Genomic DNA, 26,166 nt, shown 5'->3' with positions numbered 1-26,166 from the left:
CATCTCCTGGATAAGAAACTGGGTGGTGGTTTTTGTGGGCGCCCATCCCGCAGGACCGGTTGCCCGTCGACTGGAGGCGAGGCTTGTTAGCACTCAACCACAGCGAGTGCTAATCATAAGGGCAATCGCCGGGGTTTCAAGCGCCGGGGCGGGTTGCGCGGGAAGTCGGTTGCCACGATTCAATATTTCAACGATGATTGAAGTATGGAGGAAGAAGCCGTCATCCGCGCCCTCATGGCCCTCGCACAGAGCGTGCGCCTGCGTGTGTTTCGCGCGCTGGTCGTGGCCGGCCCGCAGGGCATGACGCCTGGCGCGCTGACCGAAGCGCTGGGCGTTCCGGCCACGGGCCTGTCGTTCCATCTCAAGGAGCTGGGCCGCGCGGGCCTGGTGTCGCAGGAGCGGCAGGGGCGCCACCTGATCTACCGCGCCTCGTTCGACCAGATGAACGGGCTGCTGGCCTATCTGAGCGAGAACTGCTGCCAGGGGCAGCCTTGCGCGGTCGATGCGCCAGGCGCGTCCTGCGATTGCTGACGGTCGGCGCCATCCTCATGCTCTCGGCTGGTCTCATCTTTCTCGCGACCCTGGTGCTCGTGATCTGGCAGCCGCGCGGCCTCGGCATCGGATGGAGCGCCGCATTGGGCGCGCTGGTGGCCCTGGCGCTCGGCGTGGTGCATCTGGACGACGTCGTGCGGGTCTGGCAGATCGTCTGGAACGCCACAGCCACCTTCATCGCCGTGATCGTCATCAGCCTGCTGCTCGACGAGGCCGGCTTCTTCGAATGGGCCGCGCTGCACGTCGCGCGCTGGGGTGGCGGCAGCGGCGGCCGGCTGTTCGCCTTCATCGTGCTGCTCGGCGCGGCCGTCTCGGCGCTGTTCGCCAACGATGGCGCCGCGCTGATCCTCACGCCGATCGTGATGGCCATGCTGGTGGCGCTGGGCTTCACGCCGGCCACCACCTTGGCCTTCGTGATGGCGGCGGGCTTCATCGCCGACACCGCGAGCCTGCCGCTGATCGTCTCGAACCTCGTCAACATCGTCTCGGCCGACTTCTTCGGGATCGGCTTCAACGCCTATGCGGCGGTGATGGTGCCGGTCAATCTCGCGGCAGTGGCGGCCAGCCTGCTGGCCTTGCTGCTTTATTTTCCGTCGCGACATTCCCCGCGCGCTACGACGCCAGCCGCTTGAAGCGCCCGGCCGATGCCATTCGCGACCCGGCCACCTTCCGCGCGGGCTGGGTCGTGCTGGCGCTGCTGCTCGTCGGCTTCTTCGGCCTCGAGCCGCTGGGCGTGCCGGTCAGCGCCGTCGCGGCCGTCAGCGCGCTGCTGCTGCTGGCCGTGGCCGCGCGTGGCGAGGTCATCGCCACGCGCAAGGTGCTGCGCGGCGCGCCCTGGCAGATCGTCGTGTTCTCGCTGGGCATGTACCTGGTGGTCTACGGCCTGCGCAATGCCGGCCTGACCGAGCAGATCTCGACGCTGCTCGACGTGTTCGCGCAAGGCGGTATCTGGGGCGCGGCCCTGGGCACGGGCTTCCTGGCGGCCGCGCTGTCTTCCGTCATGAACAACATGCCGATGGTGCTGATCGGCGCGCTCTCCATCGATGCCTCGGGCGCCACCGGTGTGGTGAAGGAGGCGATGGTCTACGCCAACGTCATCGGCTGCGACCTGGGCCCGAAGATCACGCCGATCGGCAGCCTCGCCACCTTGCTGTGGCTGCACGTGCTCGCGAAGAAGGGCACCACCATCGGCTGGGGCTGCTACTTCAAGGTAGGCGTCGTCATGACGGTGCCCGTGCTCGCCCTGACCCTCGCCGCGCTCGCACTGCGCCTGAGCCTCGGCTGATCTGCTTTCTCACCAGCGACATCCCTCCCTTCCATGAGCGACATCACGATCTATCACAACCCCGACTGCGGCACCTCGCGCAACGTGCTCGCGCTGATCCGCAACAGCGGCGAGGAGCCGACCGTCATCGAGTACCTCAAGCATCCGCCGAGCCGCGCAACGCTCGAGCAATTGGTCGCCGACATGGGCATCGGCGTGCGCGACCTGCTGCGCCAGAAGGGCACGCCCCACGACGAGCTCGGGCTTGCCGATGCGAAGTGGAGCGACGCGGAGCTGATCGGCTTCATGCTCGCGCACCCGACCCTCATCAACCGCCCGATCGTCGTCACGCCGTTGGGCACGCGCCTGTGCCGGCCGTCGGAGGCCGTGCTCGACCTGCTGCCGCAAGCCCAGCGCGGCGCGTTCTCGAAGGAAGACGGCGAGCCCGTCATCGATGCGAAAGGCCAGCGTGTCGTCAAGCCCTGACCTGCCGAACCTGGATGCGGAGGCCTTCCGGCTGCCGGACCCACGGCACCTGTGGCCCGTCGAGCGTTCGACGCACGCGCCGCGCATCCTGCTGCTCTATGGCTCGGTCCGCGAGCGTTCGTACAGCCGCCTGCTGACCGAAGAGGCCGAGCGGCTGCTGCGCGCGCTGGGCGCGCAGACCCGCGTCTTCGATCCGCGCGGCCTGCCGCTGCCCGACAGCGAACCCGAGGACCATCCGAAGGTGCAGGAGCTGCGTGCGCTCGCGCAGTGGTCCGAAGGCATGGTCTGGTGCTCGCCGGAACGCCATGGCGCGATGACCGGCATCATGAAGGCGCAGCTCGACTGGATCCCGCTGTCGGTCGGCTCCGTGCGGCCGACCCAGGGCAAGACGCTGGCCGTCATGGAGGTCTCGGGCGGCTCGCAGTCCTTCAATGCGGTGAACCAGCTGCGCGTGCTCGGGCGCTGGATGCGCATGATCACCATCCCGAACCAGTCCTCGGTCGCCAAGGCCTATCTCGAGTTCGACGAAGCGGGGCGCATGAAGCCCTCGCCCTATTACGAACGCGTCGTCGACGTCATGGAGGAACTGGTCAAGTTCACGCTGCTGACGCGCGATTGCGCCGGGCATCTGGTCGACCGCTACAGCGAGCGGCGCGAGAGCGCCGAGGCCTTGTCGCGGCGCGTGAACCTGCGCAGCATCTAGCGCCGTGCCTTGTCGGGCGCGGTCCAGCCCGATGGCAGGTCCGGCGCGCCCGCGATCAGCGCATCCCAGAGATGGCGCGACGCGTTCGTGTGATGGCGCGTGCGTGAACGCACGAGGCAGGCCTTGCGCTGCAGCTCGACGCAATCGATGGGCACCGCGTCGTGCACCGCCAGGCTCGATGCGGCCGCGGCGTTGAGGATCGCGACCATGCCGCTCTCGCGCGCGGCGGCCACCAGGTCTTCGAATACATCCGATTCGAGCCGCACCCGCGGCTTGAGGCCCTGCGCGGCAAAGGCCGCGTCGAGCTCGCGGCGCATCGTGTATTCGCTCGGCAGCAGCGCGAGCCCGCAGGTCGCGAGCTGCGCCAGCGTGAGCCGCCGCGCGCGCCGCTGCGGAGCGCCGACGGCGACGGCCCGCTCGACGAAGCATTGCGCGATCTCGAGGTCGGCGTGCGGGTGCGGATCGAAACTCACCGCGAACTCGAAGTCGCCGCGCAGCACGCCTTCCTCAAGCGCGTGCGCGGTGCGCCGCCGCAGCGCCACGGACAGCGCGGGCCAGCGCGCCTGCGCCGCGCGCATCACCGGCACCACCCAGCAGGCGCCGTAGGACTGCACGAGTCCCACGCGCACCAGGCCCGAGATGGTGTCGGCCCGCTCGGGCACCTCGCGCAGGGCCGACTGCAACTCGAGCAGGCCGCCTGCGATGCGGCGTTCGAGCTCGTGCCCCGACAGTGTGGGGACCGCTCGGCCGCCGGTGCGGTCGAAGAGCGGCACGCCCAGCACCTGCTCGAGCAGCGCGATCTGTTCCGACAACGCGGGCTGCGAGATCGAGCATTCGCGCGCCGCCTCGTTGAAGCTGGGCGCGCGCATCGCGGCGCTGAAGTAGCGCAGCTGCCGCAGCGAAACGAGTTCGAGGGGATCGCGTGCGCGTGCGGCGAGGCTGCTGGGGCGTGCGTTCATGGCGATCGGATTATCCGATGGGGTACGCCGAAAAATGCGATTTGCCGCGGCCGGCGCGTGCTCCGAAACTGCTTCGCCAGACAAGAGACATCCGAAAGCACCGATTCATGAAGCGACGAAATTTCCTTCAGGCCAGCGCGGCCCTGGCCGTCCCTGGCCTGGCCGGCGCATCGCACGCACAGGCCTTTCCCGCCAAGCCGATCCCGCATCGTCTGCCCGTACCCGGCTGGCGCCACCACCGACGCGATCTCGCGCCTGATGGCGCATGCGCTGCAGACCGAGAGCGGTGCCACGGTGTTGGTGGACAACCGCGGCGGCGCGGGCGGCAACATCGGCACCGAAGCCGTGGCGCGCGGCGAGGCCGACGGCCACACGCTGCTGCTTGCGGCGCTCGGCCCGATGGCGGCCAATGCCGCGCTCTATCCCAAGCTCAACTACGACCCGGCCAAGGACTTCGCGCCGCTGGCCTGGGCCGCGTCGGTGCCGCTGGTGATGGTGGCGCATCCCTCGTTCCCCGCGCCGAATCTGCGCGCGGCGCTCGAGGTGCTGCGCAAGGCGCCGGGCCGCTACTCCTACGCCTCGGCGGGCAACGGCACGCCGCAGCACCTGGCGGCCGAACTCTTCAAGCGCGAGGCGCAGGTGTCGATCCTGCACGTGCCGTACCGCGGCTCGGCGCCGGCGCTCAACGATCTCATGGGCGGCACGGTGCAACTGCTGTTCGAGGCCACGCCGGCGGTGCTGCAGCACATCGTGTCGGGCCGGCTCAAGGCGCTCGCCGTGACCAGCCCCGCGCGCATCCCCGCGCTGCCCGAGGTCCCGACGCTCAAGGAGAGCGGCGTCGATGCGCAGATCGGCGGCTGGTACGGCTTCGTCGCACCCGCGGCCACGCCGAGCGAACGGCAGGCCTGGCTGGTCGACCACATGCGCCGCGCGCTGGCGCAGAAGAACACGCGCGACAAGCTCGCGGAGCTGGGATCGATCACGGTCGACAGCTCGCCGCAGGCCTTCGCGCGGATGATGGCCAGCGAGCGCATCCGCTGGCAGCAGTTGATCCGCGAGGCCGGCATCAAGCTGGATTGAGGTCGCGCGCCATGCCCCACATCGTCGTCGAGGCGTCGCCCTCTTTGCTCGCAGCCATCGATTGGCCGCAGACCCTGCGCACGCTGCACCGCGCGCTCGCCGACAGTGGATCGGCCGCGCTCGGTGATCTGAAGTCGCGCGTGCAACCCATCGTCGCCGAGCTCTGCGGCGACGAGCCCGGCGCGCAGCAACTGATCGCCACGCTGGTGCTCACGAATCCGCGCGCGAGCGAGGTGAGTCAGCGGATGGCCGACACCGCGTTCACGGTGCTGTCCCGCGCGGTCGAGGCACTGTCGCCCGGCCAATGGGTGCAGTGCTGCGTGTTCCTGCGCGAACACCCCAAGGCGAACTACTGGAAGCAGCAGTGGAATCCGCCGTCGAACCCCCACCATTCATGAAAGGGATCCTCCAGATGAACGCCAACCCCTCCCTCGGCAGCCTCGAGCGCCGCAACATCCTGCGCGGCGGCGCGGGCACGGTGGCGGCCGCCGCGCTGTCCGGCCTCGCGGCCGGCGAAGCGCGGGCCCAGGCGCGGCCGAAGGCCGCAGCCACGTCCGGTACCGGCCGCTACTGGCCGAACGGCGCGCGGCTCGTGATCTCGGTGTCGATGCAGTTCGAGTCGGGCGCGCAGAGCGAGCACGACAACGGTTCGCCGTTTCCGCCGATGGGTGCGAAGTACCCGGACCTGCCGGCGCGTACCTGGTTCGAATACGGGGTGCGCGAAGGCATCCCACGGCTGCTCGACCTGTGGGACCGGCATGGTGTGAAGGTGACTTCGCACATGACTGGCCAGGCCGTGGAGCGCAACCCGCAGCTCGCGCGCGAGATCGTGCAGCGCGGCCACGAAGCCGCCGCGCATGGCCAGACCTGGACCCCGCACTGGGACATCTCACCCGAACAGGAGCGCGCCTCCTACCAGGCCAACATCGATGCGCTGGTCACGGCCACCGGCACCCGTCCTGCGGGCTACAACGCGTTCTGGCTGCGCGGCACGCCGCGCACGCTCGGCATCCTGCAGGAACTGGGCTTCACGTACCACATCGACGACCTCTCGGCCGACGAGCCGATGACGACGCAGGTCAACGGCAAGCCCTTCGCGGTCGTGCCCTACACGCTGCGCATGAACGACATCGCCCGCTTCGGTGCGGAGGGGCCGCTCACGGCCGCGGCCTTCGGTCAGGAGCTCAAGGACGAGTTCGACCAGCTCTATGCCGAGGCGGCCGGCCGCCGGCGGATGATGTCGATCTCCACCCACGACCGCATCGGCGGCACGCCCGCGCGCGTGAAGGCGCTGGGCGAGTTCCTGGCCTATGCGAACAAGCACCCGGGCGTGGCCTTCGAACGAAAGGACCGGATCGCGCAGTGGGCGCTGTCGATGTCGGGCGTGCCGAACCGGAGCTACTGAGCGGGTATCTCGGCTCAGGGACTGAAGAGGAGCAGCCCGAAGATCGCGAACAGTGCGAGGTGCATCCAGCCCTGGACCGCCGAGGTCTTCTGGCCGTTGAACGTGAGCATGCTCAGCGCCACGGTGGCGATGTAGAGCACCGTCTCCGCGTTCGAGATCCCCATGATCACCTGCTTGCCGGTCACGAGGCCGATGACGAGCACGGCCGGCACCGTCAGTCCACCGTGGAGACGAAGGCGCCCAGGCACAGATTGATGGCGCGCTGCATCTCGTTGTTCATCGCGGCCTTCACGGCCGTGATGGACTCGGGCGTGAACACGATGATGGCGATCAGGACGCCGCCCAGGGCGGTGGGCGCGCCCGCCGCCGCGATGCCGTAGTCGGTGACCACCGCGAGATGGTGGGCCAGCAGCACGATCGGCAGGATCAGCGCGATCAGCAGCGCCGAGCGCAGCAGGAGGAAGCGCGTGTCCGTCCGCGCGGGCTGGGGCAGCAGGCCGACGGCATGGCGGGGCGGCGGCTCGGCATCGACGGCTGGCGCGGGCTCCATGTAGAGCTTGCGGTGGCTTCGCATCTGCATGCCGAGGAAGACTGCGTAGACCACGGCCGTCACCGCCGTGATGCCGAGGGCCTGGAAGGTCGTGAACTCGCCCGCGCCGCTCAGGTACTTCGGCAGCACCAGTGCGATGCTGGCGAGCAGCACCACCATCGCCAGGTACGAAGCCGTGCCTTGCGCGTTGTAGGCCTGATGGCCGTTGCGGCTGTGGCCCGCGATCAGGCACAGGCCCATCACGAGGTTCATGATGATCATCATGACGGCGAAGATCGAGTCGCGGCCGATGGTGGGGAAGTCGCCCGGGCCCAGCAGCACCGAGGCGATCAGCACCACCTCGATCAGCACGATCGACAGCGTCAGGATCAGGGTGCCGTAGGGCTCTCCGAGCGCATGCGCGAGATGGTCGGCCTCCTTCACCACGCCGAAGGACGCGGCCAGGATCGTGACGAACAGCGCCGCGAAGGCGACACCCGCCGTGACGGGCGTCATCGAGGGGCCGAGCCATTCGGCACCGAAGACGGTGAACGCGCCGACGACGCCCCAGGCGGCGATCAGCAGCAGCCAGGTCGAGGGTGGAACGGAAGGCTTGGGGGCAGTGCCCGAAGGCGGCGGGTTGCGGGGAGTGACCATGGTTGAACTTCAGCAGAAGCGCAGGGTCGTCCCCGAACGGTGATCGCGTTTTGGAGTCGTCCCCAAAGGCGAGCGCGGCAGATGCGCTGGAGGCACTCTATCACAGGCACTGCCGGGTGAAGGAGCACCGTCCGCGGCTCAACTGCCATCAAGTTGCGTTGCCGGCCGGCAAGGGCACCAGGGTGGCCATGAGGTTGTCCATGCTCTTCTCGACGAGTTCCATGTCGAGGGTCGGCTCGCGGACCGCGCGAATCAACAGGCCCTCGACGAAGCATTCGAGCGTGAGGACGCGAATCGCGATCTCGTGCTCGCTCAGGGCCGCGCCGGACTTGGCGAGCAGATCGCCGAGCCAGGCCGTCAGCGACGTCTTGGCTTCTCCGTCCACCTTCAGGATCTGTCGCGAGATCGCTTCGTTGCGCGTGCTCTCGGCGCTCATCTCGAGGATCAGCGTGGCGCTCGGCACGTCGGGGTCGCCGGCCAGCCAGCGGCGCAGGTATTCGCAGATGCGCGTCGTCACGACCTTCGGCGGCAGTCCCAGCAGTCCCGCGCCATTGCCGGTGCTGATCTGCCGGTGCATGAGCGCGAGAACGATCTCTTCCTTGCTCGAGAAGTAGCGATAGATCAGCCCCGGGCTCATCTGCGCCGCTTCGCTGATGCGGGCGATGGTGCCCGCATGCAGCCCGTCCTGGATGAAGCATTCCGTCGCGGCCTTCAGGATCCGTTGCCGCTGCGACTCCGCCCGCAGTTCGCTCTTGGGGGACGAGCGCTTGGTAGTGCTATTCACTCGGGAATTCCTCGTGGGTGGGGTGGCATGGGAGGCTGGTGACGACGTTCATGAACGTCCTGAAAGTATAAACATTCATTCATGTTTTGAGTGATGACGGGAGCCGGCGGAAGGGCGCCGCGGCCCTCGCTGTGTGGCGCTGGTCGATCTTTCACCAAGAGGGGCGTTGTCGACAACTTGGTGGCAACAGCCCCCATGTATCGAGAACTAGTTCCGTATTTTTGCGTGAATGTTGTTGCTTTCCCCTAGGAATCCGGTGGACTGGGTTCTCTGAAAGGAGGGAGTAGGTTAACCTAAGAAAAAATGAATATTCACTCTCTTCAATGCAACAGATTCTGTCTGTTCGGCATCCGTCGAAAGGATTCAAGTGATACAGGAAACAGGGATGAAGCAAGCAGTCGGCGCACGCGATGAAGAGCCAGCGCGCAACCGCATTCTTTCGGTGGCGGCCACATGCTTCGCGCAGCGCGGCATCCGGGCCGTGTCGATGGTCTGCATCTGCGATGCGGCGGAAGCGAGTCCTGACGAGATTCGTCGGCACTTCGCGACCAAGGACGACATCGTGCTGGCCTTGCTCGAGCGCCTGCAGGGGCTGGGGCTTGGCAGCCTGACGGCGCTCACCCCCGAGACGGTGGCGGACTTCGTGTGGACCGGATGCGCTGCTGGCGCGCCACGGGTGCGGCGAACGCCGCCTTCATGCTGGAAGCGGTCGCGGAGGGGGGCGCGCCCGGGCGCGCGTGGCCGGCGCCAGCATGCAGGCCGTGGTTCAGGAACGCCAGGCGCTGGTCATGCTGTTGCAGGCCCACTTGCGGGAAGTCCACCGTTTCTTGCCCGAGGCGGAGATTCGCGGCCGGGTGTTTGCATTGCAATGTTTCGTCGAAGGCGTGGTGCTGCGCGCGGCGCGTGAGCCGGACATGGAGCTCGACGTGGTCCGCGAAAGCGTCCAGCGCTTCGTGGCCGAAGTGGTCCCGGGCTTCGAATCGGCGGCGCGGTCGTCCGGAGGGTTCGCGCCATGAGCCCGACGACCCATGCCGGATCTCGAACCCGGGATCCATCTCCTCGCTGGCCCTCGTCTTCGGCGACGACCGCAACCGCGGCGCGTTGCGCGATGCCCTCGATTCGCAGGGCTTCGCCTCGGCGGCCTTCGATTCGGTGCAGACCCTGTGGGACTCGCTGTCCTCGGGCCGCCGCTACGACGCGCTGATCGCCTGTGCCGACAAGGCGTGGAGCCCGCGACGATGGGTGAATCTGCGCAGTATGGTGAAGCTGCCGATCCTCGTGGTCGTCTCGCGCGATGCGCTGGAGCTCGCGTCCACCTTCGACGACGAATCGATCAACGGCGAACGGATCGAGTTCGCCACGGCACCGGTGGACGGCGCGGAACTGGCCATGCGCCTGCGCCTGCTGCATTCGCGCAGGAACGGCGCCAACGCGCAGCCGGTCGAGGAAGACCTGATCTGGGGGCAGCTTCCATTTCAAGCGGCAGGCGCGCGTGGTGCTGGTCGATGGCGTGGAGGTCCGCCTGCAGCCGCGCGAGTTCGAGGTGGCGCTGATCCTGTTCCAGAACCTCGGCAAGGTCATTGGCCGCGCGGAGATCGAGGCGCAGCTTTTCGACCGGCCCGCCAGTCCGGGCTCCCGCGTGCTCGACGTGCACGTGACCCGCGTGCGGAGAAAGCTTTCGCTGGGGCCCGGAGAAGGGGGTGCGCTTGTTGACGATCTATGGCGTCGGTTACCGCCTGGTGGCGCTGAATCCACCGTCGGAAATGCGCTCGGGGTGACGGTGTTCGTGTATTGCAGATGCAGGAGACAGTATGTTTTGGCAGGGTTCCATCTCTCGTGGTTTTCACGGCAGCCATGCGCGCGCGATGTCGCGCACGGCCGAAGTGCCCCAGAGCGACAAATGGAGTGTTTCGACGCACCGCATCGAGATGGACTCCGAAGAAGAGCGCTGTGCCGAGCAGCCGTTGCAGATTGCGCTGCTGGTGACGACCCAGTCCAGGCCGAGGTGCTCGCCAGGTTGCTCGTGGACCTCGGCTATTCGATTCGCACCATGGCGCTCGACGTTCATTCCGTCGAGAAGGACGACACGGGAAATGCCGGCCTGTTCGTCCTCGACCTGCACCGTTTCTCCGCCGAGAAAGCCTGCCTGCTGATCGAGCGGATACGAGCGCGAGCTGGCGTCTTGCCGCCCGTTCTGCTGTTGAGCACGGAACTTCGCGAAGACGTGATCGCTACCTTGTATGCGGCCGGCGCCGACGATGTACTGCCGAGGCCCGCGCATCGCTCCGTGTTCGCGGCGCGCATCCAGGCGCTGGCCCGGCGTGCCTATCCGCATCTCGAACTCCCCAGCGATGTGCTGCGCGTGGGTGTCTATGCCATCGACCTTCCGGCCCGCCATCTCTGCCTGTATGGCCAGCCGGTCAAGTTGTCGCGTCGAGAGTTCGATCTGGCGCTGTACCTGTTTCGCAATGTCGGAAAACTGGTCACCCGAACCATGCTCGAAAAGGCCATATGGGGTCGGGAACTCGGCATCGATTCCAAGACGCTCGATACGCACATCTATCGATTGCGCGTCAAGCTGAAACTGCAACCCGAGAACGGCGCGCAATTGGCAAGCGTCTATGCGCAGGGGTTCCGGCTGGTGCGCATCGTGACATCGAGTGGCGATCGATCGGAGTCCGAGGTGCGAGTCACACCTTAGTTGCAATATTGAACAATTGTCAAAGTTCAATTTTTGACTTGTTTTTCCTGAATAGACTTCGCTCCGCCATCTCGGCACTGGTCTCTTAATTTATTAATCTAATTTCCTAGGAAATACAAATGAATCAATTCACGATCGCAAAGATCGTCGCTGTCGCCGCGTTGGGTGTCGCCGCCCAGAGCGCTTTCGCGATCGATGGCAACGTCAACTTCAACGGGAAGATCATCGACGCGCCTTGCTCCATCGCTGGCGAGAGCCAGAACCAGAACGTGGAACTGGGCACCATCTCCAGCGCCCACATGGCCGCCGCGGACGGCACCAAGTCCACGCCGGTGCCGTTCGTGATCAAGCTGATGAACTGCGGCGAAACGGCCACCGGCGCCACGGTGACGTTCAGCGCACCGCCCCATGCCGATGACTCCGCGCTTCTGGCCGTTGGCCTGGGCGAAGTCAACGCGGCAGGCGGCGTCGGCATCGAAGTGCTCGATTCCGCCGGCACCCGGATCGCGAACAACGCGGCGTCCGCCAACTACCAGCTGGGCAAGGGCGACTTCTCGTTGCGCTTCAAGGCCGGCTACGTGACGACCAAGAAGGACAAGGTCACGAGCGGTTCGGGCAACGCCGTCGCGAACTTCACGATCGCCTACAAGTAAATCCGGCAACCCGTCCGGCCACAGTCGGATGGGGTATTTCAAACGGATACGGCCCGTCCATTCACGGGCCATTTTTTCTCCCTCTTCTTCTTTCTTCTTCTTCTTGGCGCCGGACCGGCTCGCCGCGCACATGAGGCGCGTCACGCTCCGCCTGAGCCGCGCATCGGGGAACTCCATGCTTTTCAAAAACGCGCTGCGCTCGGCAGGTGTCACGTTGATGGTGGTCGGCTTGCTGGGTGCACATATCGCGCCGGCCGATGCCGCCGTCATGCTCGGTGGTACCCGCGTCATCCTCCACGAGAAAGACCGCGAAGCATCGATCTCGATGAAGAACGAAAGCGGTTCGCCGTACGTCGTGCAAGCCTGGATCGACGCCGGCGAGGGCAAGAACAAGACACCTTTCCTGGTCACGCCGCCTCTCTCGCGGCTGGACCCCGGCGTGGAAAACATTCTGCGCGTACTGCGCACATCCAAGGATCTTCCCGCCGACCGCGAATCGGCGTTCTGGCTCAACGTGAAGGAGATTCCCGAGAAGGCGCAGGAAGACAACGTGCTGCAGATCGCGGTGCGCACGCGCATCAAGCTGTTCTATCGGCCCACGGCCCTGCGGGATAGCGATCCGGCGGCCGCCCGGAACCGGTTGAAGTGGGCCATCGTGGCGGGGCAGGACGGCAAGGGCGCCGCATTGAAGATCGTCAACCCGACGCCCTATCACGTCACCTTCACCTATCTCCATGTCAATGGAAATCAGCAGGAGATCAATCCCGACATGTTGCCGCCGATGGAGGAGCGCATCTATCCGCTGAACAGCATCACGGAGCCACAGGCTGTTTCCGTGAAGTTCACCACGATCAACGACTTCGGCGGGCAGACCCCTCAGGAAAGCGTCCGCGTTCCCGCGTCGAACGAGCCCGTGGAACTCCAGCCTCAAGCCGCGGCGACCGACAAGCGGCCATGACGTCACGGAGATGAATGTCGTGAGTGCCTCCGCCCACCCTCGAAATGTTCGAAAGCACGCGCTTTCGGCCATTGCGCTCGCGCTCGTGGCACACGCCAGCCATGCGCAGAAGCCGAAGGAAAGCATCTTCAACGAGAAATTCCTGACCATCAACGGCGACCAGGCGAACGCCGATCTTTCGATGTTCTCGTTCGGCAACCAGGTGATGCCCGGCGTCTACATGGTCGAAATCATCCGCAATGGTGCCCCGCTGAGCAAGGTGGAGGTCCGCTTCGATGCGGTGGAAGGAAAGCGCGATGCCGTGCCTTGCCTCACGGTGGACCTGCTGCGCAGCTCGGGCGTGAACGTGGAGGTTTTCTCCAGCCTGTCGACGCTGCCGCCCGAAAGCTGCGTCGACCTGAATGCCGCGGTGCCGGAGGCCACGGCCACCTACGACGCAGGCCAGCAGCGGCTGCTGCTGAGCATTCCCCAGGCGGCCCTGAAGCGTTCGGCCCGGGGCGCGGTCGAGCCGTCGAAATGGGACCATGGCATCAGTGCCGCCATGCTGGACTATCAGCTCAGCGTGTCGCGCAGCCATGGATCGAACAGCCTCTCCTATCGAGGGCCGACCTCGACCGGCGCCTTCGGCGGCGAGAAGGTCGAGCGCAACACGTTCTATGCCTCGGTGCTGGGAGGGTTCAACGTCGGCGATTGGCGTTTTCGCCACCGCTCCAACTACGACCGCGGCTTCGATGCCAAAGGGCGCTGGCAGGCCGTCCAGACGTACGCGCAGCGCGATCTTCCTTCGATCGGCGGCCAACTGCTGATCGGCGATGGCTTCACATCGGCCGAACTGTTCGACGGCTTCCAGTTCCGGGGCGTGCAGGTGGCCTCGGACACCGCCATGCTGCCGGACAGCCTGCAAGGCTATGCGCCCACCATCCGGGGCGTGGCGCAGACCAATGCGCGCGTCACGGTGAAACAGAACGGCTACATCATCTACAACACCTATGTCGCGCCCGGCCCGTTCGCGCTGGACGACCTGTACCCGACTTCATCGGGTGGTGACCTGGAAGTGACGATCACCGAGGCCGATGGCCGCGAGACGCGCTACATCCAGGCCTTCGCCGCGGTGCCCACGCTGCTGCGCGAAGGCACGTGGCGCTACAGCGCCACCGCGGGCCAGTTCCGCAGCGGTGACGAGCGCTACAGAGGCAACGCCGAGCGTCCCTATTTCGTCCAGGGCACGCTGGCGCGAGGCTTGCCGAAGGATTTTTCCGTCTATGGCGGCGCCACGCTGTCGCGCGGCTATCAGGCCGGGATGATGGGCATGGGCAAGAACATGTATGGCTTCGGCGCGGTGTCACTGGACCTCACGCATGCCCGAACCGAGGGGCAGGGCGACCAGACGCTCAGCGGCCAGTCGCTGCGGGCCCTGTATTCCAAGACGATCGATGACACGGGCACCACCTTCCGCATGGCCGGCTACCGTTATTCGACGAGCGGCTTCCGGACCTTTTCCGAATCGGTCGAGATGCGCTATGCCGCGGAGAACCTGTTGCCCTTCTTCAATCGCCGCAGCGAGGTGCGACTGGACCTGGCGCAGCCATTGGGCGATTGGGGCTCGCTCTACGCGTCGGCCCGACAGCAGAGCTACTGGGGCAGCGACCGCAAGGACAAGCTCGTGCAGGTCGGCTATTCCGGCAGTTACGGGCGGGTGGGCTACAACATCTTCTACAGCCAGGTTTCCAACTTCCGGGGACCGGCCAATCGCCAGGTCATGCTGACGCTGTCGATTCCGCTCGGATCGAACGTCAATGCAAGTTACGCCGTCTCGCGCAACAACCAGGGCCGTGTCACCCATCAGGCCGGTGTCTCCGGCAGCGCATGGGACGACTATCGCCTGACCTACGGCCTGACGGTGGACCGCTCCAACGAGGACGGATCGAATGGCAGCGCGAACCTGACCTACAAGGGACGCAGCGGCCAGGTGAACCTGAGCCGCAGCCAGGGCCAGGGCTATGGCCAGACCAACATCAGCGTGGCGGGCGGCCTGGTGGCGCATGGCGAAGGCGTGACCTTGTCGCAGCCGCTGGGCGAAACCATCGCGCTCGTGCGCGTTCCCAAGGCCTCGGGCGTGGGCATCGAGTCGCAGTCCGGCGTGAGCACCGACGCCACGGGCCATGCCGTCGTGCCCAACCTCACGCCCTACAGAAACAACCGCCTTGCATTGCTGACGCAGGACCTGGACGACAAGGTCGAAGTCAAGCATGCCGCGCGCGAGGTCGTGCCGACGCGCGGCGCCGTGGTGCTGGCGCCGTACGAGACCTCGGTCGGCTATCGGCTGATGTTGACGCTGACCAATCCGCAAGGACGGCCGCTCCCCTTCGGCGCGCGCATCGACAACGAGGCGGGCCAGGAAGTGGGGGTGGTCGGACCCGAGGGCCAGGCCTATGTGACCGGCGCGGGTGAAACGGGCACCTTGAAAGTCATCTGGGGCGACCGTGCCGGCGCGCAATGCCAGGTCAGCTATCGCGTACCCGCTCAGGACGTTGCGGCGCCCATCCACGAAATGAAGGAGATCTGCCGATGAGCGCGCTGCATCGATGCTTTCTGGTGTCGGGAATTCTGGTGGGGGCGAGCATCGCTTCGGGCAGTGCGTTCGCGGAGTGTGCATACAGCTCGAGGATGAACAAAGGCGCCCGTATATTCAATGCGCCCAGCACGATCATCGTGCCGCGGACGGCTGGCATCGGTAGTGTCATTGCGAGCAGCGACAACCTCAGTTTCGGTGGCGGCCCCTTCTGGATCTGTCAGGGCTCCTCTTCCGGCACCGGCGTCTACGCCATCCTCAGTCCCCTGATGGGAACGCAGGTCGAGGGGATGTCACCGACCACCTATTCGACCAATATCGATGGCATCGGCTACAGGGTGCGAATCACGCCGGGCAAGGTCAATCAATTGGGCAGTCGCCATGAACAACATGGCAATAACTTCTCGCCCGTCTATATCGACTGGCGAGCGGTGGTGATCGAGCTGGTCAAGACGGCGCCCGTCGTGGGAAATGGCGCGATCACGCCCGGCGCCTACGCCCGCTTTCACATGGTGGGCAACCCTGCCCAGCAGTGGTTCACCGCGGACATCAACTCGGTGCAAATCCTCGCGCCCACCTGCCAGATCACCACGGCGACGAAGAACCAGACGGTCTCGCTGGGCGAAGTGCGCATGAATCGCTTCTCGGGGGTGAGCAGCACGGCGGCGGAGAAGACGTTCAATATCGGCGTGGCTTGCGATGTGTCGGAGAAGCAGCAGGGCAATGCGGTGTCTCTGATCCTCGAGGGAGCGGCGGATCCATCGAACAAGCCCGGCGTGCTCCAGCTTTCTTCCGATGCCGACAAGGTCGCCGTCGGCGTGGGTATCCAGATACTCGACGGCAAGACCAACACGCCGGTCAAATTCGGCGAGCCCGTCGCGATCGGCAATTCCGCGGCTGGCACGATCGACATGCCGTTCAAGGCGCGCTACTACCAGACGGCCAAGGACATCATCCCCGGTCAGGCCGACGGCATGGTCACGTTGACGCTTTCCTACAAGTAAGCAGGACGGCCGGCGCACCCCCGTGAGGGCGGTGCGGTCGTGCGGCCGTCGCGCGCTGACCGAGGCGTCGCGCGCATTTCACCGTCCCGAATCAGGGCATGTCGAGCCGCGACATGTCCATGGCATCGACGGATGCACGTCGCGCGTGCTATGTCGACCGGAGCGCAGCTTCAGCCGCGTATTCTTAACGGCATCCCCACCTTCACCCTTGCGCATCAGCAGGCCAGTCGCGGCGTGATGCGGCCGCACCCCGGCGCTCGCCGCTTCGGGCGGCCCGGTCGATCGGAGGCTCAAGCCCTCTTCAAACCCCAATTGTTTATTTATTATTATCTTATTGAAAATGAATTTTTCATTGTTCAATTAGACACATCGCGTTCGTAAGAAACCTTAAAGAGATTTAATCACAATTGCATTGAATATTGAATCGAGAGTAGCGTTTATTTGTTTTTGGTAACTACCATTGCGTTGGTCCGATTGATGTCGGACTTGTAATTCACATTACTTTTACCAAGGAAACCAATGCTTAAGAACGCATTTATCAAGATCGCAGTGATCGCCGCCGTCGGCGCCATGTCGCAAGCTGCCCTGGCCCAGGATGGAAAGGTCAATTTCGTGGGTGAAGTCACCGACAGCATCTGCGGCATCGCCCCCAACAGTGTCAATCAGACGGTGGACCTGGGCAGGCCGAACAAGGGTGCTTTCCCGACGGTTGGTTCGGGCTTCGACTACAAGAACTTCGAGCTTGGTCTGCGGGACTGCCCCGCGACCGCCACCAAGGCCAAGGTGACCTTCCAGGGCACGGCAGACACGCTCAACGCGGAACTGCTGGCGATCGATCGCGTGAATGGCACTGGTGACCCGACGGCCAAGGGTGTCGCTATCGAAATCAGCGACTGGGGCAAGGTGAAGATTCCGCTGGGCCAAGCCTCGCGCGATTACATCATTGCTGAAGGCGACAACGACCTGAAGTTCTTTGCACGCTACGTTTCGACCCTGCCGGTGACGCCCGCTACTCCGAACGGCCCTGCGCTCACGCCCGGCTCGGCCACCGGCTCGGCGCAATTCACGGTTGCCTACAACTAATTGAGCATGACGGCGCGAGGTCTTCGCGATCTCGCGTCGTTCTGAGGCGCGCATCGGCGGCGCAAGGCCGCGCAGTTCTTGCGTTCGTCTCCAGTTGATCGATTTTTTCCTTTGAGGCGTCGCCATCGGCGCGTCGGAGTGCGCGTGTGCGCGCGTCATGGATGCGGTTCGCACCGAGGAATACATATGTACAGCAACAAACGAATTCGGTGGGTCTTCGGCATTCTGGTGATGCTTGGATTCCAGTGCCTGGCGAGCGCCAGCGTGATGCTTTCCGGCACGCGCGTGATCCTGCGCGAGAAGGACCGTGAAACCTCCCTGCCGATGAAGAATTACGGCACATCGCCCTACGTGATCCAGGCCTGGGTCGATGCCGGCGAGGGCAAGAACAAGACCCCGTTGATCGTCACGCCGCCGCTGTCGCGGCTCGATCCGGGCAAGGAGAACCTTCTGCGCGTGATGCGCGTCGCCGGTGACCTGCCGGCCGATCGCGAGTCCGTGTTCTGGCTCAACGTCAAGGAGATTCCCCAGCTGTCGAACCAGGACAATGTGCTGCAGGTCGCGATCCGCAACCGGCTCAAGCTGTTCTACCGGCCCGCGGGCCTGCCGGGCAGTGCATCGGAGTCGCGCACCCTGCTCAAATGGTCGGTGAGCGCGGGGCCGCAAGGCCAGGGCGCCGTGCTCAAGGTCGGCAATGCGAGCGCCTATCACATCACCCTGCTGAAACTGACGGTCAACAAGGGGCAGGGGCCGGACGGGAAGGACCAGGAAGAGCTCGATGCGGGTATGGTCCCGCCGTTCGGCGAGTTGAGCTTTCCGTTCAAGACCCTCAAGGTCCCGCAGGCCATCCAGATCAATTTCACGACCGTCAGCGACTACGGCAGCGAAACACCCGAGGAATTCGTCAAGGTGCCCGAGGGTGCCGAACCCGTGGCCTTGAAGGCCGAGCCGGCACCCATTCCCGAAGCTCCTTCCGTTTCCGCCACCCGCAGCGGCGCGCCGCGTTAAGCCGATGCGACGTACGTACCCCCCGCAGGCGCGCGCAGGCGTGCCGTTCCGCCTCAGCCTGTGCGCCGCCGTGCTCGGCGCCCTCGGTGCGCCGGTCGTCGCGCAGCAGTTCGTCGCATCGAGCTTCAACGAGGGCTTTCTCGGCGTCGGCGGTGACCAGCAGAGTGCCAACCTGTCGCTGTTCGCCTTCGGCAATCGCGTGCTGCCCGGTTCGTACACCGTCGACGTGTCGGTCAACAAGCGAAGCGCGGGCCAGGCCGTGATCCGCTTCGATGCCAAGGACGGCAAGAGCGACGCCCAGCCTTGCCTCACGCGCGGCATGCTCGACGGGTGGGGTCTCAACGTGGCGGTGTTTCCAACGCTGGCGGCGCTGGCGGACGACGCCTGCGTGGATCTGGCTGCGGCCATTCCCGATGCGTCCTCCAGCTACGACCCGACAAGCTGCGCCTCGCGGTCAGCATCCCGCAGGCGGCGATGAAGCGCTCGGCGCGCGGTGCCGTGGATTCCGACAGGTGGGACAAGGGCATCACGGCCGGGATGCTCGACTACCAGGTCAACTTCGCGCGCCATGGCGGCGACAACGCCCCCCGCGGGCCCGACCCCTTCGCGGTGCCGCGCAGCGCGTTCGACGGCAACCCGTTCGGCGAGCGCTACCGGGAGCCCCGGCGCGACAGCCTGTTCGCGGGCATTCGTGCCGGCTTCAACCACGGCGACTGGCGCTTTCGCCACTTCTCGACCTACAGCCGCGGTTCCGATGGGCGAGGCCGCTGGCAGGCGGTCAACACCTATGCGCAGCGCGACCTGGTCTCGCTCAAGTCCCAGGTGATGATCGGCGACGGCAACACCCCCGGCAACCTGTTCGACAGCGTGCCGTTCCGTGGCGTGCAGATCGCCACCGACGAGTCGATGCTGCCCGACAGCCAGCAGGGCTATGCGCCCACCATCCGCGGCATTGCGCGGACCAATGCGCGCGTCACCGTGCGGCAGAACGGCTACGCCATCTACAGCACCTTCGTGGCACCTGGTGCCTTCGTGATCGACGATCTCTATCCCACGGCGGCGAGCGGCGACCTAGAAGTGATCGTCACCGAGGCCGACGGACGCGAAACCAAGTTCATCCAGGCGTTCTCGGCCGTGCCGACGCTGTTGCGCGAAGGAACCTGGCGCTATTCGGCCACGATCGGCAAGTACCGCCGCGCGCCCGGCGACGAGTTCATCCAGTCCTCCTACGGCTGGGGGTATGGCGGCCTTGCGCCCTGGGCCTGGCCGCGGCGATCGCGGGCCGAGCCGGCCTTCGTGCAGGGCACGGTGGCGCACGGCCTGAGCAACGACTACAGCGTCTATGGCGGGCTCATCGCCTCGGGGCGTTACCAGTCGGTGATGGCCGGCGTGGGCAAGAACATGCAAGCGCTCGGCGCCATCTCCGCCGACCTCTCGGCCGCGCGCGCCGTGGTGTCGCAGCCGCTGCTGATCGATCGAACCTACAACGGCCAGTCGGTGCGCTTCCTGTACTCGAAGGCCTTCGACGCGGGGACCACCGTGCGCGTGGCCGGCTACCGCTATTCCACCAGCGGCTACCGCACCTTCCAGGAAGCCGCGGACATGCAGGGGCTCGATCCGCGGGAACGCCTCCACAACCGTCGCAACGAGCTGCGGCTGGAGCTTTCCCAGTCGCTCGGCGACTGGGGCGCGGTGACCGCGTCGGCGCGCCAGCAGAGCTACTCGGGGCACCGGCGCCAAGGACAGCCTGGTGCAGATCGGCTACTCGGGCAGCTACAAGCAGTTCGGCTACGGCATCTACTACAACCGCAGCAGCAACCTCTACAACCGGGCGCCGACCAACCAGATCATGTTCACGCTGAGCATTCCGTTGGGCGCCTCCGGCGCCAACGCCCACTACTCGGTGATGCACGAGCGCAACGGTCGCACCAGCCAGCAGGCCAGCATCTCCGGCACCGCGCTCGATGATTCGCGCCTGAGCTACAGCGTGTCGGCCAGCCATGCCGGGGACCAGGGCTCCACCGGCGGCGCCAGTGCCAGCTACATGTCGCCCGTGGGGCGTTTCGACTTCAGCCATTCGCAGGGCTCGGGCTACCGGCAGACCAGCGTCGGCATGGCCGGCGGCTTGCTGGCGCACGGCGGCGGCGTGACGCTGTCGCAACCGCTGGGCGACACGATCGCGCTGGTGCAGGTGCCCGAGGCTTCGGGCGTGGGCATCGAATCGCGGCCCGGCCTGGCCACCGACTGGGCCGGCAATGCGGTGGTCGCCAACGTCAGCCCCTATCGCGAGAACCGCCTGGCCGTGCGCACGCAGGACCTGGGCGACAACGTGGAGATCAAGAACGCGGTGACCGAGGTCGTGCCCACGCGCGGCGCGGTGGTGGTGGCGAAGTTCGACACGGCCGTGGGCTATCGGCTGATGCTGACCTTGAAGGGCCGCAAGGGCGAGCCGCTGCCCTTCGGATCCATGGTCGAGAACGAGGCGGGCCAGGAAATGGGCATCGTGGGCCCCGATGGCCAGGCCTTCGTGACCGGCGCGCCACCGAGCGGGCGCTTCACGGTGCGCTGGGGACGGCGCGACGAGGATCGCTGCACCTTTGGCTACAGCCTGCCTGAGGAGGTCGGCGCGCCGCCGATTCGCGAAGCGGCGGCGACTTGTGAATGAAGCAACGGTGAAGGGCGACTCGCTCGCCCTGCGCCGGAAATGATGAAGGATTGAATGTGAACCCCACCCAGATTCCGGATGGCCGATGCGCAGGCCGGGCACAACCGTTGCGCGCCGCTCGGCGTGCAGCCCCCCGCTTCTTCTGGCGGCGATTTTTCTTCTGATGGCGAAAGACGCCGAGGCTGCCTGCCGCCGGAATCCCGATTTCCCCATCAACAACGTGTACCTGAAGGTGGGCCAGACCATCGTGATGCGTGCGAGCGATCCGATCAACAAGGTGTATGTCGATCAAACATTTCCCATGAATATTCCGGGAAATATTCGGCCGTTTCTTTGCCAATATACGGCGCTACTGACGGGCACCATCGACAAGACAGGAATAACGGCGCTCGGAGACTCCTGGTACTCGACGAACATCCCCGGCGTCGCGATGCGGCTCTCGCGACAGGACAGAGACGGCGGGGGGAGCGGGAACTACCGAGATGTTCCTTATCCGTATTCCTTCTCCGGCAGCGATCCGAGTGGCACCAGTCCGATCGTGGGTTTTTTCGATCCCAACATGACGGTGCGCGTTCAGATCAAGAAATTCCAGCCGAGGACGGGCAGTGGTCCGATCGCCCCGGGCCTCTACTCGAGATATTTCGGGGACGACCAGGTATCCCTCATCAATATCTACGTGGAGGCCAATGGGATCACGGTCGTGACGCCGAGTTGTACCGTGGACGCCGGATCGCAGAATATCCCCGTGGTTTTCGGCAAGGTGCCCATGAGCAGCTTCAGCGGGCGGGGGACCACGGCCGAGGAGCGCAAGTTCACGATCAAGCTCGATTGCGAGGCTGGCGTGAGCGAGAACAAGATGGTGAGCCTGCGCATGGATGGCGCCCGGGATCCGGCCGGCGGCGACGGCGTGCTCAAGATCACCCCGGGCGTCGGGGTCGCCGGCGGCGTGGGCATCCGGCTCAAGAACGAACAGCGCAACGAGCTCGTCAAGTTCGGCGAGAGCATGCAGGTCGGTCCCGCAGTGAGCACCATCTACGACGTGCCTTTCTCCGCGAGCTACATCCAGACCGCCGACAAGGTGACGCCGGGCCAGGCGAACGGCATGGCGACCTTCACGCTCACCTACCAATAGCGCCCGCGCTCACAGCTGATCCGTCGGTACGAACCACGAGAACAGCAGCAGCTGAAACCGCGTCAGCATGCTCGAATCGGGCTCGCTGTCGAGCACCTCGTTGTTGACGTCCCCCGTGCCGATCCACTGCACGTTCTCGCCATCGGGCTTGAGCACGACGCGGTAGACGCCCTCGATGTCGTCGAGCTGGTAGGCATAGAGCAGGGCCTGGGTCAGGTCGAAGCTGCGCACGCGCACGCCGAACTCGGTGTTGAGCAGGGCCGAGCGCGGGTCGAGGTTCATCGAGCCCAACATCACCCATTCGCGGTCGATCAGCGCGAGCTTGGCGTGCAGCCGGCCGCGCGCCTTCTTCAGCAGGTCGCGGAACTGGCCGCTGCGCTTGAGCTGCTGGGTGCTGACCTCGTAGAGCTCGACGCCGAGCTTGAGCATGTCGACGCGGTAGCGGTTGTAGTTGATGTTGACCAGCGGCTCGTCGCTGTCGGCCAGCGAGTTGGTGATCACGCTGACCTGCACGCCGCGCCGCCGGCCTTCGCGGATGCGCGCCATGCCTTCGTCGCCCGGAATGAAATAGGGCGAGATCACGAGCACGCTCGAGCGCGCGGTGGCCGCCAGTTCGTGGAAGCGCTGCGCCACCGATTCGGTGGGGTGCCGCATCACGCCGAGCGCCTTGTTCGGGCTGTCGGCGCTGGCGTGCGCGTCGGCGCGCATCCATTGCAGGGTGGGGATGTTCAGCAGCTGCAGGCCCAGCGGCGGATCGCCGAGCACGTCGCTGTCGCCCGGCGGATCGGGCCAGGGCGCGAAGCGCAGCGAGGTGGCGGTTTCGAAGTCGGCCTTCAGCACGGCCAGCGTGCGGTGGTTGATGGCCACCGTCTCGATCGGGTAGACGACGTCGCTGTTCCAGTAGGTGTCGAAGACCGCGGCCGATTCGGCCACCACCGGGCCGGCCATCAGCAGTTCGAAGTCGATGAAGTTGGCGACCTCGCTGCGCAGGAAGTATTCGTCGGCGAGGTTGCGCCCGCCCGCGATGGCGATGGCGCCGTCGGCCACGAACAGCTTGTTGTGCATGCGGTGGTTGAGCCGCCGGAAGTCGCCGAGGAACTCCATCCAGCGCGTGGCCGAGTGGTCGCGCGCATTCACGAAGGGGTTGAACAGCCGCACCGACACATTCGACTCGGCGGCCAGGCCGAGCAGCAGCGGGTCCATGCCCGCCGTATAGAAGTCGTCGAGCAGGAGCCGCACGCGCACGCCGCGGCGCGCGGCATCGCGCAGTTCGCGCAGCAGCAGGCGGCCGGTCTTGTCGTTGCCGAGCTGGTAGGTCTGGACGTCGAGCGAACTCTGGGCCCGGCGGATCAGCTCGAGCCGCGCATCGAGCGCGAACGCGGCCTCGATCAGCGGTCGCACGCTCGACAGCCCGTCGCGCGGCGCATCGAGATGGGCGGCGGCGCGGCCGAGCAGGGTGGCATTGGAGGCCGGAATGGCGAGCACCGGCGTGTCGGCGGCCCGCGGCGGCAGGCCCGCGCAGCCCGCGAGCACGAAGGCGGCCGCCAGCGCGAACAGCCATGCCGCGGCACCGCGCAGGGCGGGGAAGCGGGAGGCGAGGGAGGTGTGCATGACGGCGGGCGCGCGAATGTTGCAGGGGCGGCAAGCGAAGCTTGACGGGACTATCCCGCGCCTGGCGCGCGCCGATGCTAGCTGTGTTGCGCCAAAACCACGAGGCGCACGATCAGGCGGCACCCCTCGAACCCACCCGGATTTGGCGGAAATGTGAATTACTCCGTTTTAGAATGAGAATGGTTCTTAATATCTATGAGGAGTGGAGTCGGAATGGCGGTCTTGTTGACGCAGCGCAATGCCTTGGCGCTGATGGGGTGTCTGGCAATTTACGCAAACCAGCAGGTGCTGGCGCAAACGGCCGCCACGACGGCACTGCCCGAAATCCGCGTCGAGGCGCCGGCCGAAACGGCGACCACGCCCGTGAACGGCTACCGCGCGAGGAATGCGGCCACCGCCACCAAGACCGACACGCCGCTGGCCGAGACGCCGCAGTCGGTGACGGTCGTGACCCGCGACCAGATCCTCGACCAGGGCGCCACCAACCTGCAGGATGCGCTCACTTACGCGGCCGGCGTGCGCTCCGATGCCTACGGTCTGGACTCGCGCTCCGACAACTTCCAGGTGCGCGGCAGCGATGCCTCGGTCTACCTCGACGGGCTGCAGCTCTTCTCCGCGGGCTGGTACACCGCGACCGCGCGGCCCGATCCCTACACGCTCGAGCGCCTCGAGGTGCTGCGCGGCCCGTCGGGCATGCTGTTCGGTGCCGGCACGGCGGGCGGCGTGATCAACATGGTCAGCAAGCGCCCGCAGACGCAGGCCGCGCGCGAAGTGGGCGTGCAGTTCGGCTCCTGGGGCCGCAAGCAGATCCAGGCCGACCTGACCGGTGCGCTGACGGCCGATGGCGACTGGTCGTACCGCCTGGTGGCGCTGCAGCGCAAGGCCGACACCCAGGTCGACTACGTGCCCGACGACCGCACGCTGGTCATGCCTTCGCTGACCTGGCGTCCGAGCGCCGCCACCTCGCTGACCCTGCAGGGGCTCTACCAGAAGGACAAGACCGGCAGCACCTCGCAGTTCCTGCCGTGGCAGGGCACGATCCTGCCGAACCCCAACGGCAAGCTGCCCGTAAGCCGCTTCATCGGCGAGCCCGGCGACGGCTACGACACCGAGCGCAAGACCTTCGGCTGGCTGTTCGAGCACCAGTTCAACGACAACTGGACGTTCCGGCAGAACTTCCGGATGTCGCGCACCTACAACGACTCGCACTACCACTACGCCGATTTCTTCAGCATCCCCGGCGGCTGGGGCATGGACCCGATCGGCCAGCGCGTGATCGGCCGCATCAATGACAAGTCGCTGACCTGGACCCGCATGACGGGCATCGACAACCATGTCGAAGGCCACTTCGACACCGGCGCCCTGCGCCACACGCTGCTGGTGGGCGCCGAGTACTCGCGCCAGCGCCAGGACAAGTACGAAGGCTCGGCCTACAGCGCCATCGACGCCTACACCCCGGTCTACGGCCTGGGCTATGTGCCGGTGACCGACCTGAGCTGGAAGCCCCGCACCACGCAGCGCAATGCCGGCGTGTACCTGCAGGACCAGATGAAGCTCGACAACTGGATCTTCGTCGCGGGCCTGCGCTACGACCGCAGCACGGCCGGGACCGAAGGCAGTGCCTCGGAGACCACCACCGCCACCTCGCGCCGGCTCGGCGTGATGTACACGCTGGCCTCGGGCTGGGCGCCCTACCTGAGCTACACCAGTCGTTCACGCCGCAGGCCGGCACCGACGTCGATGGCCGGCTGTTCAAGCCGCTGCGCGGCGAGCAGGTCGAGGCCGGCGTCAAGTACCAGCCCGCGGGTTCGCCGACCAGCTTCACGGCCTCGGTCTTCTCGCTCAAGGAAAAGAACCGCACCGTCTCCGACAGCACCAACCCGAACTACGGCCGCCAGGTCGATTCGAGCAAGAACAAGGGGCTCGAGCTCGAGCTCAAGACCACGCTCGCGCGCGACCTCGACCTGATCGCCAACTACACCTACATCGAGGTCGATCCCAAGCTCACCGACACGCCGCGCAACCAGTTCTCGGTCTGGGGCAAGTACCGCTTCGCCGTCGGCGGCATCACGGGCTTCTCGGCCGGCGCCGGCGTGCGCTACATGAGCGGCTTCCGAGACATCGAAAGCACGGGCGCGGGCCCGCGCGTGCCGTCGGTCGCGCTGCTCGACCTGATGCTGGCCTACGAGTCGGACAAGTGGCGCTATGCGCTCAACATCAACAACGTGACCGACAAGGTCTACTTCAGCACCTGCCTGGCCCGCGGCGACTGCTGGTACGGCACGCGCCGCAACGTGGTCGCCACCGCGACCTACAAGTTCTGAGGCTTTTCGAGCCGCCGCCACACCGAGCCTCGGGGA

General features: G+C 66.0%; 20 protein-coding genes and 5 pseudogenes. 20 read left to right on the top strand and 5 right to left on the bottom strand.

Translation table 11 applies throughout. The features are described from left to right. Window positions 1–204 precede the first annotated feature (204 nt). From ACHMXE_RS36745 to arsH, 4 genes and pseudogenes are all read left to right on the top strand, one after another. A complete protein-coding gene (locus ACHMXE_RS36745) occupies window positions 205–531 on the top strand; it encodes an ArsR/SmtB family transcription factor (protein WP_395348729.1) in 327 nt (108 codons plus the stop codon). 17 nt (window positions 532–548) lie between these two features. Further along, window positions 549–1,837, top strand: a pseudogene (locus ACHMXE_RS36740) (arsenic transporter). 33 nt (window positions 1,838–1,870) lie between these two features. Beyond that, the gene (gene arsC, locus ACHMXE_RS36735; protein ID WP_395348728.1) at window positions 1,871–2,302 is read left to right on the top strand and encodes an arsenate reductase (glutaredoxin); all 432 of its coding nucleotides are present in this window, start codon (window positions 1,871–1,873) and stop codon (window positions 2,300–2,302) included. Then, window positions 2,271–3,005, top strand: coding sequence for an arsenical resistance protein ArsH (gene arsH / locus ACHMXE_RS36730; RefSeq protein WP_209544749.1), 735 nt, complete (start codon window positions 2,271–2,273; stop codon window positions 3,003–3,005). The genes arsC and arsH overlap by 32 nt, the downstream gene beginning before the upstream one ends. On the opposite strand, the gene ACHMXE_RS36725 is transcribed toward arsH, so the two are convergent. Continuing rightward, window positions 3,002–3,964 (bottom strand): LysR family transcriptional regulator, encoded by a 963-nt coding sequence (locus ACHMXE_RS36725; RefSeq protein WP_395348727.1) that lies wholly within the window; start codon window positions 3,962–3,964, stop codon window positions 3,002–3,004. The two genes, arsH and ACHMXE_RS36725, sit on opposite strands and share 4 nt — an antisense overlap. A gap of 258 nt (window positions 3,965–4,222) precedes the next feature. On the opposite strand from ACHMXE_RS36725, the gene ACHMXE_RS36720 reads away from it, so the two are divergent. The 3 genes from ACHMXE_RS36720 to ACHMXE_RS36710 are packed head-to-tail and all read left to right on the top strand — an operon-like array spanning window position 4,223 to window position 6,449. Further along, the gene (locus ACHMXE_RS36720; protein WP_395348726.1) at window positions 4,223–5,044 is read left to right on the top strand and encodes a Bug family tripartite tricarboxylate transporter substrate binding protein; all 822 of its coding nucleotides are present in this window, start codon (window positions 4,223–4,225) and stop codon (window positions 5,042–5,044) included. A gap of 11 nt (window positions 5,045–5,055) precedes the next feature. Further along, complete coding sequence (locus tag ACHMXE_RS36715; RefSeq protein ID WP_395348725.1) at window positions 5,056–5,442, top strand: 5-carboxymethyl-2-hydroxymuconate Delta-isomerase; 387 nt, start codon at window positions 5,056–5,058, stop codon at window positions 5,440–5,442. A 14-nt stretch (window positions 5,443–5,456) separates the two neighbouring features. Then, on the top strand, window positions 5,457–6,449 hold the full coding sequence (locus tag ACHMXE_RS36710) for a polysaccharide deacetylase family protein (protein ID WP_395348724.1): 993 nt from the start codon (window positions 5,457–5,459) through the stop codon (window positions 6,447–6,449). Window positions 6,450–6,463: 14 nt separating this feature from the next. Here ACHMXE_RS36710 and ACHMXE_RS36705 read toward each other — a convergent pair. Both ACHMXE_RS36705 and ACHMXE_RS36700 read right to left on the bottom strand, forming a co-directional pair. Next, window positions 6,464–7,635: pseudogene (locus ACHMXE_RS36705) on the bottom strand (calcium:proton antiporter). A 148-nt stretch (window positions 7,636–7,783) separates the two neighbouring features. Beyond that, window positions 7,784–8,419, bottom strand: a complete 636-nt coding sequence (locus tag ACHMXE_RS36700; protein ID WP_209544747.1) for a TetR/AcrR family transcriptional regulator — start codon at window positions 8,417–8,419, stop codon at window positions 7,784–7,786. A gap of 385 nt (window positions 8,420–8,804) precedes the next feature. On the opposite strand from ACHMXE_RS36700, the pseudogene ACHMXE_RS36695 reads away from it, so the two are divergent. Next, window positions 8,805–8,981: pseudogene (locus ACHMXE_RS36695) on the top strand (TetR/AcrR family transcriptional regulator); the annotation flags it as partial. Window positions 8,982–9,171: 190 nt separating this feature from the next. Continuing rightward, the gene (locus ACHMXE_RS36690) at window positions 9,172–9,435 is read left to right on the top strand and encodes a hypothetical protein (protein ID WP_395353096.1); all 264 of its coding nucleotides are present in this window, start codon (window positions 9,172–9,174) and stop codon (window positions 9,433–9,435) included. Between the two features lie 174 nt (window positions 9,436–9,609). Here ACHMXE_RS36690 and ACHMXE_RS36685 read toward each other — a convergent pair whose 3' ends face one another. Continuing rightward, a complete protein-coding gene (locus ACHMXE_RS36685; protein ID WP_395348723.1) occupies window positions 9,610–9,810 on the bottom strand; it encodes a hypothetical protein in 201 nt (66 codons plus the stop codon). Window positions 9,811–9,911: 101 nt separating this feature from the next. Between ACHMXE_RS36685 and ACHMXE_RS36680 the strand changes: the two genes are divergently transcribed. The 10 genes and pseudogenes from ACHMXE_RS36680 to ACHMXE_RS36635 all read left to right on the top strand — a co-directional run bounded on the left by ACHMXE_RS36680 (window position 9,912) and on the right by ACHMXE_RS36635 (window position 22,195). Then, complete coding sequence (locus ACHMXE_RS36680; RefSeq protein ID WP_395348722.1) at window positions 9,912–11,120, top strand: winged helix-turn-helix domain-containing protein; 1,209 nt, start codon at window positions 9,912–9,914, stop codon at window positions 11,118–11,120. A 119-nt stretch (window positions 11,121–11,239) separates the two neighbouring features. Further along, window positions 11,240–11,773: a fimbrial protein gene (locus ACHMXE_RS36675; RefSeq protein ID WP_203204581.1), complete on the top strand. Its 534-nt coding sequence runs from the start codon at window positions 11,240–11,242 to the stop codon at window positions 11,771–11,773. Between the two features lie 175 nt (window positions 11,774–11,948). Then, window positions 11,949–12,731 carry a molecular chaperone gene (locus tag ACHMXE_RS36670; protein ID WP_395348721.1) on the top strand — a complete coding sequence of 261 codons (783 nt, stop codon included), beginning with the start codon at window positions 11,949–11,951 and terminating at the stop codon, window positions 12,729–12,731. A 10-nt stretch (window positions 12,732–12,741) separates the two neighbouring features. After that, window positions 12,742–15,303, top strand: coding sequence for a fimbria/pilus outer membrane usher protein (locus tag ACHMXE_RS36665; protein WP_395348720.1), 2,562 nt, complete (start codon window positions 12,742–12,744; stop codon window positions 15,301–15,303). Next, window positions 15,300–16,307 (top strand): fimbrial protein, encoded by a 1,008-nt coding sequence (locus ACHMXE_RS36660; RefSeq protein ID WP_395348719.1) that lies wholly within the window; start codon window positions 15,300–15,302, stop codon window positions 16,305–16,307. Before ACHMXE_RS36665 ends, ACHMXE_RS36660 begins: the two co-directional genes overlap by 4 nt. A 519-nt stretch (window positions 16,308–16,826) precedes the next feature. Then, on the top strand, window positions 16,827–17,390 hold the full coding sequence (locus tag ACHMXE_RS36655; protein WP_203204585.1) for a fimbrial protein: 564 nt from the start codon (window positions 16,827–16,829) through the stop codon (window positions 17,388–17,390). 186 nt (window positions 17,391–17,576) lie between these two features. Next, on the top strand, window positions 17,577–18,398 hold the full coding sequence (locus ACHMXE_RS36650; RefSeq protein WP_203204586.1) for a molecular chaperone: 822 nt from the start codon (window positions 17,577–17,579) through the stop codon (window positions 18,396–18,398). A gap of 4 nt (window positions 18,399–18,402) precedes the next feature. Then, window positions 18,403–20,075: pseudogene (locus ACHMXE_RS36645) on the top strand (fimbria/pilus outer membrane usher protein); the annotation flags it as partial. 73 nt (window positions 20,076–20,148) lie between these two features. Continuing rightward, window positions 20,149–21,063 carry a fimbria/pilus outer membrane usher protein gene (locus tag ACHMXE_RS36640; RefSeq protein WP_395348718.1) on the top strand — a complete coding sequence of 305 codons (915 nt, stop codon included), beginning with the start codon at window positions 20,149–20,151 and terminating at the stop codon, window positions 21,061–21,063. A gap of 85 nt (window positions 21,064–21,148) precedes the next feature. Further along, window positions 21,149–22,195, top strand: a complete 1,047-nt coding sequence (locus ACHMXE_RS36635) for a fimbrial protein (protein WP_395348716.1) — start codon at window positions 21,149–21,151, stop codon at window positions 22,193–22,195. A 9-nt stretch (window positions 22,196–22,204) separates the two neighbouring features. Here ACHMXE_RS36635 and ACHMXE_RS36630 read toward each other — a convergent pair whose 3' ends face one another. Beyond that, complete coding sequence (locus ACHMXE_RS36630; RefSeq protein WP_395348715.1) at window positions 22,205–23,806, bottom strand: phosphatidylserine/phosphatidylglycerophosphate/cardiolipin synthase family protein; 1,602 nt, start codon at window positions 23,804–23,806, stop codon at window positions 22,205–22,207. Between the two features lie 213 nt (window positions 23,807–24,019). Here ACHMXE_RS36630 and ACHMXE_RS36625 point away from each other — a divergent pair. Beyond that, a pseudogene (locus ACHMXE_RS36625) lies at window positions 24,020–26,130 on the top strand (TonB-dependent siderophore receptor). The last annotated feature ends 36 nt before the right edge of the window (window positions 26,131–26,166 follow it).

This window comes from Variovorax sp. UC122_21 (assembly GCF_044056785.1).
Classification (GTDB): domain Bacteria; phylum Pseudomonadota; class Gammaproteobacteria; order Burkholderiales; family Burkholderiaceae_C; genus Variovorax.
Note: the sequence above shows the minus strand (reverse complement) of the source record. Positions and strands in the feature narration are given on the sequence as shown.